This window comes from Borrelia hispanica CRI (genome assembly GCF_000500065.1).
GTDB classification, from domain to species: Bacteria; Spirochaetota; Spirochaetia; order Borreliales; family Borreliaceae; genus Borrelia; species Borrelia hispanica.
This window is the reverse complement of record NZ_AYOU01000038.1, coordinates 1-8,661: the sequence shown is the minus strand read 5'-3', so window position 1 is coordinate 8,661 and position 8,661 is coordinate 1. Positions and strand designations below refer to the sequence as shown.

Below are 8,661 nucleotides of genomic sequence, written 5' to 3'. Positions count from 1 at the left end.
TAAGTACTATATCCACAATTGACTTAAATCCCTTTACTAAGCTTTCAACACCATCACCCTTAGCTCCGGCCCCAGCAGCATTATTACCACCAACAGCAACATTACCAATTAAGTCACTAGCATCACCAATAGCCTCTCCATCAATTATCTTATCAAGTGTCTCACTAACTAATTTCTTTACTGCACTCTCTACTCCCTCAGCATTCGGATTTTCCTCTCTTTTCATATCAGCAACAATTTTTTTGCATGTTTTATTAAGACTAAAAGGCAAAACTAATAAAAAGCAAACAAGGGCAAATCAAATCGATGATACGATTTATTGAAATATAATTTATATAACGATACGCAACTACTGCACATTTTTTCTCTATTCAAGCTAGACTTTTCTACATTTTTATATATACTATTATGTAAGATATTGGCTTTTCGCAAGTTTTAATGTATTTTTTTATACCATACTAAATTAATATTATACCTGGGAACCATTAAGTATCTTAAAATAACTAAGATATCTCATATAAATATTAAAGCTTACTTTTTATAATTCATTATATTTTTTACAAAATCTTACAACATCAATGAACAAAGAATGAAGAAAAGACAATTATCAAACAAAAAAATGAGAAATGTGTAATCAAACATAATAAAATACAAAAAAGGAAAATAACTTTACTCATTAAAGAGAAAAGTGTTTCTCTTTAACAACTCTTATTATTTGTTTATTTATTTTGTATGAATTCTGTTATTTACTTTTAGTTTTAGGTGTCTTATTATCAGCAGTGATATAAAGTATTAGATAAATTAATTATAGCAATGAGAGAAACAATTGATATAGGACTTAAGAAAATATTAAAGAGCTATGAAAATTAATGTTAATGATGTTTATTAACAGCACTTGCTAGCCCCCGATCCTTTAACTGCAGAAGTATATCCCCAAAAGACATAAAAACATTTATAAAATCATTCCCCCCAAGCTAAGACATAAGACTTTTAGTTTCAATAAACAGTATTTTTATAAAGAATTAGGAATATGTTACTACTACAGGTACCGTACCAGTGATGTTATTGAAGATATTACAAATTTAATCAAAAGAAATAACTCTCTCTTAACTTATTTAAGATACTAAAATACAAAAAAAGGAAAACAAATCTCCTCTATAAAAAGAAAAGTGTTTCCCTTTAAAATAACTTTATTATTTAATTATTAGCAATAGGTTGAGTAGTACCAGCTTCTGGAGCATTTATCCCAGAAATCTCAGAATCCTTTATTCCCTTTACTGCTTCTCTTACTTTCTCTAGATTGCTACTTACTATTTTCCTAATTATTACATCAAGGATGCCTAATACCTTATTTACTGCACTTGCGGCTGCTGCTTTCACTGCACCAACATCTCCATTATCAGGTCTAAATTTACCACCTTTAGTCATGGCCTTAAGAGCTACCGCCGCTGCTAAATCGGCATTGGTTTTTACACCATAGTTATTATTATTAGCATTAGCATTAGCAGCTACTAATGTTCCGACTTCATGATTATTGTTAGCAGCAAGAGTAACAGGAGCAGTAGCGGTAGCATTCTTAATCTTGTCAATCATCGCCCATGGATCAGCTTTTGACACTTCAGATGCTAGCTTATCACCAGCACCAGCACCAGCAGCTGCATTATTATGACCACCAAATACAGCAGGAGCAGCGGTATTATTAGCAGCTGTTACTTGTCCACCAGCATTCCCTGCATCAATTTTCACTCCAGATTTCTCTGCTATATCAATTATGTTTTTAACTTCTGCAATAATAGTTTTAACACTAACTTCTTCAGCACCAGCAGCAGCGGCATTATCATTATGACCAATATCATCACCATCATTAGTTACACCAGCCAATTTAGTTAAAGCCCCAATTAACTGGCCAAAAACTTCATTTGCTCCTGTAATGGAACCCTTGACAACTTCAATTGTGCTCACATCAGCATTCTTTGCACCAGAAATTTTACCTACTAGCCCTTTTAACCTTTCATTAATCCCTTCCAAACCTTTTTTTATCTTTTCAAAGTGTTCTCCTACCTTACTTCTCTTATCCCCCACTTTAACTACATTAAACCCAAATACATCCCCTATTGCACTTCCAAAACCAACAAAAATCTCCTGAAACCCTTCTCCTATCTTCACTAATGACTCTAAAAAACTATTCTTCTTTGCTAAGTCTACCTTCCCCTCTCCTCCTTTTACTCCCCCACTATTACATCCCATCATCACCACCATCACCAGCATCATCATTACTTCTCTTATTCTTATTCCCTTTACTTCTCTTTTCTTCATTCTTTTCGCCTCCTTATTTTTATCTTTTTTTATAGCTTTTCTTGGAATAACGAAAGCAAAAAAAATATGACTTAATATAACATATACAATCTTGAAAATAAAAAAGAGAGCCTTATTGCTCCCTATACTAGCCTTTTTACCTAATAACTATTACATATATTTATATATACTAACTAATTCACATATTAATTGGCCTTAGCTTCAGTACCTTCTCCTTGCTTAATCTCCCCCAATACCTTATTTATCTCTTTTAATCCCAAATCTACTGTATTCCTGATAGCTATAATCAATGTACTTAATACCTTATTTACTGCACTTGCTACTGTTCCATTTATTGCATTAGCTGATTTATCCTCATTATTCTTAGCAACAAACTTACCATTTTTTGCCATTGCTCTTAACGCTATACCTGCTGCTATTACTGCATCCTTCTTTGCTGCATTAAGATCTTTACTATCTTCTTTTTTAGCAGCCGCAATTTCTGCTGCATTCTTTGCTTGCTCAATAGTAGGTTCACCAGAAGCCTCGCCAGAAACAGAAATTGCTTTCAATATATCAGCACCACTTATTGCTCCTATTGATGCACTTGCGGCTGCTGCTTGCGCTTCTGTTCCATCATTATCCTTACCACCAAACAACTTACCAATTGATTTTTGTTCTGTATCTCCAGTCTTAGTAGCATCTGCTTTACCTTCCTTTAACACCACATCAGATATGTCTTTAATCCCTTTAATAAGTGAATTCACACTTGTAACATCTGCAGGTTGAGCATCTTCATTTTTAACAGCATTTCCAATAGCAGCAGCAGTTGTAGCACCTTTTGTCGCTTCCTTTGCTCCTTCTTCGATCTTACTTATCTTCCCAATAAATTCTTCTACTTTCTCTTTTACCTTAGGATAATTCCCATTTTCTTCTAAAATCTTCACTAATTTCTCTCTCACTTCCTTCATTGTCTCTGCTATCTTACTAAAATACCCATCTATCTCGCTTTTCTTTGTTTCCGCCTTTACCCTGCAATTCTGATTATTTACTCTTAACTTTAAAAGTCTTATTATTATGAGTTATAGGAGTATCATTAGCACTAATAGCATTAATTTTATAGACTTTTTAATATACTTGGGATTTGGATCAGTTGTTTTTCTTATTATAATAGTCAATGTATCTTTAATAACCGAGCTTGTTGCTATTCCCTTTATTGTTTTCTTTTCATCATTAGTGGCATAAAAGATTTGGAAAAAGTGTTTTTAAATTCTATGGTTAATTTTTGGTGGGGGTAAAGGATTTTTAGAAGTTTTTGTGAGTTTTGGGGATATGGCTGCAAATAATCTACAATTGAATTAATTACATTTATTTAATTTATCAACCCCAGTCCCTGCAAACAATAGCAGTATTCTCACTAGAGAACAAGGTCAACCAAAAAATATATCCTTAAATAACATCAAAAGCTAAGAGTACTACGCTCTTAGCTTCCTTTTTACTGACTTGATTTTTTATGTATATACCTTTCTAATCTCTTATAAATATTACTTAAATTATTTATTCAGAGGTTATCTTCTAAAATTAAGGTTTAACAGGAGTTGCTACATTAGTAGGAGTTGTGAGCTCCTTAACGGCATCATTTACCAATTCGTTAGCAGCTGTTAATAATTCACCAATTGATGTGTTTAACTGACCAAGTTCAGTAGCTCCCTTATCCTTAGTATTATTTGTTACAAGTATAGCTGCTTTTGCATGGTCGTCAGTAGCTCCTTCTTTACCAAGATCAGAATGATTGGTTTTCAATTTGCCTAAAAAAGCTTCTGCTTTGCTTTTAGAATCATTAACTTTTTGCTTCAACTCATCAGAAATTATATTTGTTTTTGATAATATGTCTAACTTAGCTTTTACAGTCGATATAATTTGAAATGATCCTGCAAGTATACCCCCATTATGATTGTTATCAGCAGCAAGAGTATCTCCATTTTGAATTTTCATCCCAATAGCTTTAGCCAACTCATCAACCGACTTAACTAAAGTATGCACTTCTTTAACACTTTCTGCAAATGCCACCGCATCTCTTATCTTTTTACTTACTACCTTTAAATCTATTACACTCCCATCTCCCTTCCTTGCTTTCCCTTCTTCTCCTGTCCCTTCTCCACTTACTCCCCCACTATTACATCCCATCATCACCACCATCATCATTATCATCACTCTATTTACTCTATTTATCATCTCACCTTTTATTCCTATCTTCATCCTTTTTGCCTCCTTGTTTTTTTTATTATTTTTCTAGCTTTTACTTAGCTTTTCTTTTAAGAAAGCACACAGAAAAATACAGTTATGAATGAATAACAATTCACAAAAATATTTAAATAAATGATGATCGATATCTATGATTAATTTAAAAATATTGAATCTTTGTCATTGATTTTCTTACATTTAAAAGAGATACCCCTAACGGATATTGGGGTATCTCTACGTTGTTTGATAATTAAAACTATAGATAATTGTTATTCGATTTTTTTCAAATAACTCATGTATTTCGCAATTAACATTAATGCTAAAAAATTAAAACTTATTTTTTAAAACATTACCTTCTTTGTATAATTTTATACAATAAACTGAATATCTTTCACCAGAGCAGTTTAATAAAACACAAAAATGATATCAAATATAAAAAAATACATCTTTATTTGATATCATAAAATAAAAGATACCAAGAGCCCAACTCGCAGTATCTTTCTTTTATAATTTTATTTCTTTTATTTAATTATTTAGTTATATAATTTTAGATCTATTGATTCTGATTATTTTAATTTTGGCCACCAGAAATACCCTTGTCAGAAGCCACAGAAATATCATTAGCATTAATTTTCATTGCTTCTTTTACTTCTTTAAGCCCCGCATCCATTGTCTTTCTTATTGCTATTGTCAATGTATCTAAGGTCTTAATTACTGCACTCACTGCAGCTCCTTTAATTGCAGCAACAACATCGGCTTTAGAAGCAGCATCACTAGTATTAGCAAATTTACCTCCCTTAGCAATCGCTCTTAATAATATACCTCCGGCAATAACTGCATCTCTTGCATTAGCAGCAGCATCAGCATTATTAGCCGCATTAGTAGCTAATTGAACAATTTTATTATCTTTAATCATAGCTTGCAATATGTCAGCACCACTTACTGCACCAACTGCTTTTGCTGCATCGGTGGCTGCCTTCTTTGCATTGGCAGCATCACCAGCATTATCAGAAGCAAAGAGTTTTGCTGCACCAGTATTATTAGTCCTTGAAGTAGAACCATCCTCGGCTTTTTTATCGGTACCAGCATCAGCATCTCCTTCTTTAAGTACCACTTCTACTATACCTTTAATACCCTCTATAAGTTTATTAACTTCAGCCCCTGCAGCAACCCCTGCATCAGGAGCAACATCACCAACTAGATCACTAACATTACCAATAGCCTCACTCACAGTCTTAGCCCCAGTAATTATCTTATCAAGTGTCTCACTAACCAATTTCTTTACTGCACTTTCAGTGGCCTCTAAATTAGGATTCTTTTCTTCCTTCATTTCAGCAACAATTTTATTAAGCCCACTCTTAATTCCTTCTACTGTACTCTGAATAGCCTTAAAATATTTCCCTACATCCGATTTCTTTGAATTAACATTCAACCCCAATACACTCCCTACCATTTCCCCAAATGATGTAAAAACATTCAAAAATTCATTACTTACATTAACTAATGACTGCAAAAATTTATTCTTTCCTTGTTCTGCTTCTACTCCCCCACTATTACATCCCATCATCACCACCATCACCAGCATCATCATTACTTCTCTTATTCTTATTCCCTTTAATCCTCTTTTACTTCCCTTCTCTCTTCCCTTCTCTCTATACTCGCTTATACACTCTTCTATATTTCCTATTCCTTTCTTCTCTTTCATTCCTTTCCTTCGCCTCCTTGTTTTTTCCTTTATTTATAGCTTTTTCTTAGCTCTCCTTTAAATAACAGAAGCAAAAAAATATGACTTTATATGAAACACAATTCATAAAATCATAGTACAATACTGCAAATAAAAAAAGAGAGCTCTTTTGCTCTCATTAACTAAGTTTTTATTAAAAAATTTAATTATATTCTAAATTGTACTAATTATCTTATTCTTTTATTCATTAATTTTGGCAACAGACCCTTCTCCTTGTTTAATCTCTCCTAACACCTTATTTATCTCTTTCAATCCTTCATCCACTCTATTCCTGATTGCTATTGTCAACGTACTTAATACCTTATTTACTGCACTAGCCACTGCTCCATTAATAGCAAAAGCCGATTTATCTTCACCTGTCTTAGCAACAAATTTACCATCCTTTGCCATCCCTCTCAATGCTATTCCTGCTGCAATAACTGTATCTTTATGGCCTCCTTTAAACTCCTTAGCCTCTTTTTTAGCTGCAGCAATCTCAGCAGCATTATTTGCTTGATCAATCTGAACCTCATTGTTAACAACCTCAGAAGAACTAGCAATTGCTCTTAATATATCAGCCCCACTTACTGCTCCTATTGTTGCACTCGCTGCTGCTGCTTGCGTTTCTGTTCCATCAGCAGCATTAGTGCCAAGCAACTTACCTATTGATTTTTGCTCTGTTTCTCCGGTTTTAGTAGCATTTGGATCTCCTTCTCCATTCTTTAAAACCACCTCAACCATTTCTTTAATTCCTTTTACTAATTTATTAACACTTCCTGCTTCTGCAGGACTCGCATCTTCACCTTTCTTAGCATTCCCTATTACATCACCAATAGCACCACTAGCCGCTTCCTTTGCTCCTTCTTCGATCTTACTTATCTTCCCAATAAATTCTTCTACTTTCTCTTTTACCTTAGGATAATTCCCATTCTCTTCCAAAATCTTCCCTAATTTCCCTCTCACTTCCTTCATTGTCTCTGCAATCTTACCAAAATATCCACCTATCTCACTTTTCTTTGTTTCCGCCTTTATCCCCAATGTCCCTGTAATCATATCGCCAAAACTCACAAAAACATCTAAAAATCCTTTCCCTAAATTTACCATCTCACTCAAAAACACTTTCTCTGGATCTCTAACTCCCCCACTATTACATCCCATCATCACCACCATCACCAGCATCATCATTACTTCTCTTATTCTTATTCCCTTTACTTCTCTTATTCTTATTCCCTTTACTTCTCTTATTCTTATTCCCTTTACTTCTCTTTTCTTCATTCTTTTCGCCTCTCCTTCTCTTCTCCTCTCTTTCTTCCACTTCTCTTTTCCCTACTATTTCCTCTACCTTCATTTTCTTCGCCTCCTTATTTGTTTTTTATTTAGTGGAATAACGAAAGCAAAAAAATACGATTTATATAACACATATAATACCTAAAATAAAAAAAAGAGAGCCTTATTACTGCTCCCTTTGCCAACGCTCTTATCTAAGAATTTTATCTATATTCAATATATTATTGATTCACCCACTAATTAGACTTAACCTCAAAACCTTCTCCTTGTTTAATCTCTCCTAACACCTTATTTATCTCTTTTAATCCAGAATCCACCGTATTCCTGATTGCCATTACTAACGCACTCAACACTTTATTTACCGCACTTGCTACTGCTCCATTAATCGCATTAGCATATTTCTCACTAGCATCCTGCTTAGCCGCAAATCTACCATCCTTTGCCATTGCTCTTAATGCTATTCCCGCTGCTATTACTGCATCCTTCTTTGCTGATTCTACTGCAACTTCTTTTTTGTCATCTTTAGCCGGAGCAATAGCAATCTCTGCTGCATTTTTTGCTTTATCAATTTCATCAACATTAACAGCTTCAGAGGACTTAGCAATAGCTTGTAATATATCAGCACCACTTACTGCCCCTACTGATGCACTCGCCTTAGCTGCCTCAGTATCTTGAGCTCTATCATCATTTTTCTTTGCAAATAACTGTCCAACTTTCTTCTTATCAGAATCAATTGTCTTATCAGCTTTTTCATCTCCTTCATTCTCTTTCAAAACTACACCAACAATAGTCCTAATACCCTTAACAAGTAAATTGACACTTGTAGTGTCCGCCGCTACAGCATCCTGACCTTCTTTCACAGCATTTCCAATAGCATCACCACCAGTAGCCCCTTTTGCAGCTTCTTTTGCTCCCTCAGCAATCTTATCTACAGTCCCACTAATAAACTGCTCAACAACTGTTTTAACTTTTTCATATTGCCCATTCTTTTCTAAAATTTCGTTTAACTTTGCTTTAGTAGTTTGCATACTCTTCTCAATATCACTAAAATATTTCCCTATTTCACTTTTCTTTGTGTCCGCTTTTATTCCCAATGTCCCTGTAATCATATC

Annotated in this window: 6 protein-coding genes and 3 pseudogenes; 1 reads left to right on the top strand and 8 read right to left on the bottom strand. The window is 33.9% G+C overall.

Annotation, left to right across the window (positions count from 1 at the left end):
- From U880_RS0101070 to U880_RS0101060, 3 genes and pseudogenes are all read right to left on the bottom strand, one after another.
- Positions 1-241, bottom strand: a pseudogene (locus tag U880_RS0101070) (variable large family protein); the annotation flags it as partial.
- Positions 242-1,197: 956 nt separating this feature from the next.
- On the bottom strand, positions 1,198-2,316 hold the full coding sequence (locus U880_RS0101065) for a variable large family protein (RefSeq protein WP_051373851.1): 1,119 nt from the start codon (positions 2,314-2,316) through the stop codon (positions 1,198-1,200).
- 185 nt (positions 2,317-2,501) lie between these two features.
- Positions 2,502-3,326: pseudogene (locus U880_RS0101060) on the bottom strand (variable large family protein); the annotation flags it as partial.
- Between the two features lie 207 nt (positions 3,327-3,533).
- Between U880_RS0101060 and U880_RS12045 the strand changes: the two are divergent.
- Positions 3,534-3,645, top strand: a pseudogene (locus tag U880_RS12045) (variable large family protein); the annotation flags it as partial.
- 231 nt (positions 3,646-3,876) lie between these two features.
- Here the strand turns inward: U880_RS12045 and U880_RS0101055 are convergent.
- From U880_RS0101055 to U880_RS0101035, 5 genes are all read right to left on the bottom strand, one after another.
- Positions 3,877-4,554 (bottom strand): Vsp/OspC family lipoprotein, encoded by a 678-nt coding sequence (locus U880_RS0101055; protein WP_024654424.1) that lies wholly within the window; start codon positions 4,552-4,554, stop codon positions 3,877-3,879.
- 556 nt (positions 4,555-5,110) lie between these two features.
- Positions 5,111-6,130, bottom strand: a complete 1,020-nt coding sequence (locus tag U880_RS0101050; RefSeq protein WP_235047972.1) for a variable large family protein — start codon at positions 6,128-6,130, stop codon at positions 5,111-5,113.
- A 333-nt stretch (positions 6,131-6,463) separates the two neighbouring features.
- On the bottom strand, positions 6,464-7,447 hold the full coding sequence (locus tag U880_RS0101045; protein WP_051373850.1) for a variable large family protein: 984 nt from the start codon (positions 7,445-7,447) through the stop codon (positions 6,464-6,466).
- The gene (locus U880_RS11640; protein WP_024654421.1) at positions 7,410-7,610 is read right to left on the bottom strand and encodes a hypothetical protein; all 201 of its coding nucleotides are present in this window, start codon (positions 7,608-7,610) and stop codon (positions 7,410-7,412) included. The genes U880_RS0101045 and U880_RS11640 overlap by 38 nt, the downstream gene beginning before the upstream one ends.
- Before the next feature lie 175 nt (positions 7,611-7,785).
- On the bottom strand, positions 7,786-8,661 hold an 876-nt coding region (locus U880_RS0101035), incomplete at its 5' end, for a variable large family protein (RefSeq protein ID WP_024654420.1).

Excerpts from the sequence above, each read along its gene's own strand:
- U880_RS0101065 (WP_051373851.1), bottom strand. The coding sequence starts at position 2,316 with ATGAAGAAAAGAGAAGTAAAGGGAATAAGAATAAGAGAAGTAATGATG.
- U880_RS0101055 (WP_024654424.1), bottom strand. The coding sequence starts at position 4,554 with ATGAAGATAGGAATAAAAGGTGAGATGATAAATAGAGTAAATAGAGTG.
- U880_RS0101050 (WP_235047972.1), bottom strand. The coding sequence starts at position 6,130 with ATGATGATGCTGGTGATGGTGGTGATGATGGGATGTAATAGTGGGGGA.
- U880_RS0101045 (WP_051373850.1), bottom strand. The coding sequence starts at position 7,447 with ATGATGATGCTGGTGATGGTGGTGATGATGGGATGTAATAGTGGGGGA.
- U880_RS11640 (WP_024654421.1), bottom strand. The coding sequence starts at position 7,610 with ATGAAGGTAGAGGAAATAGTAGGGAAAAGAGAAGTGGAAGAAAGAGAG.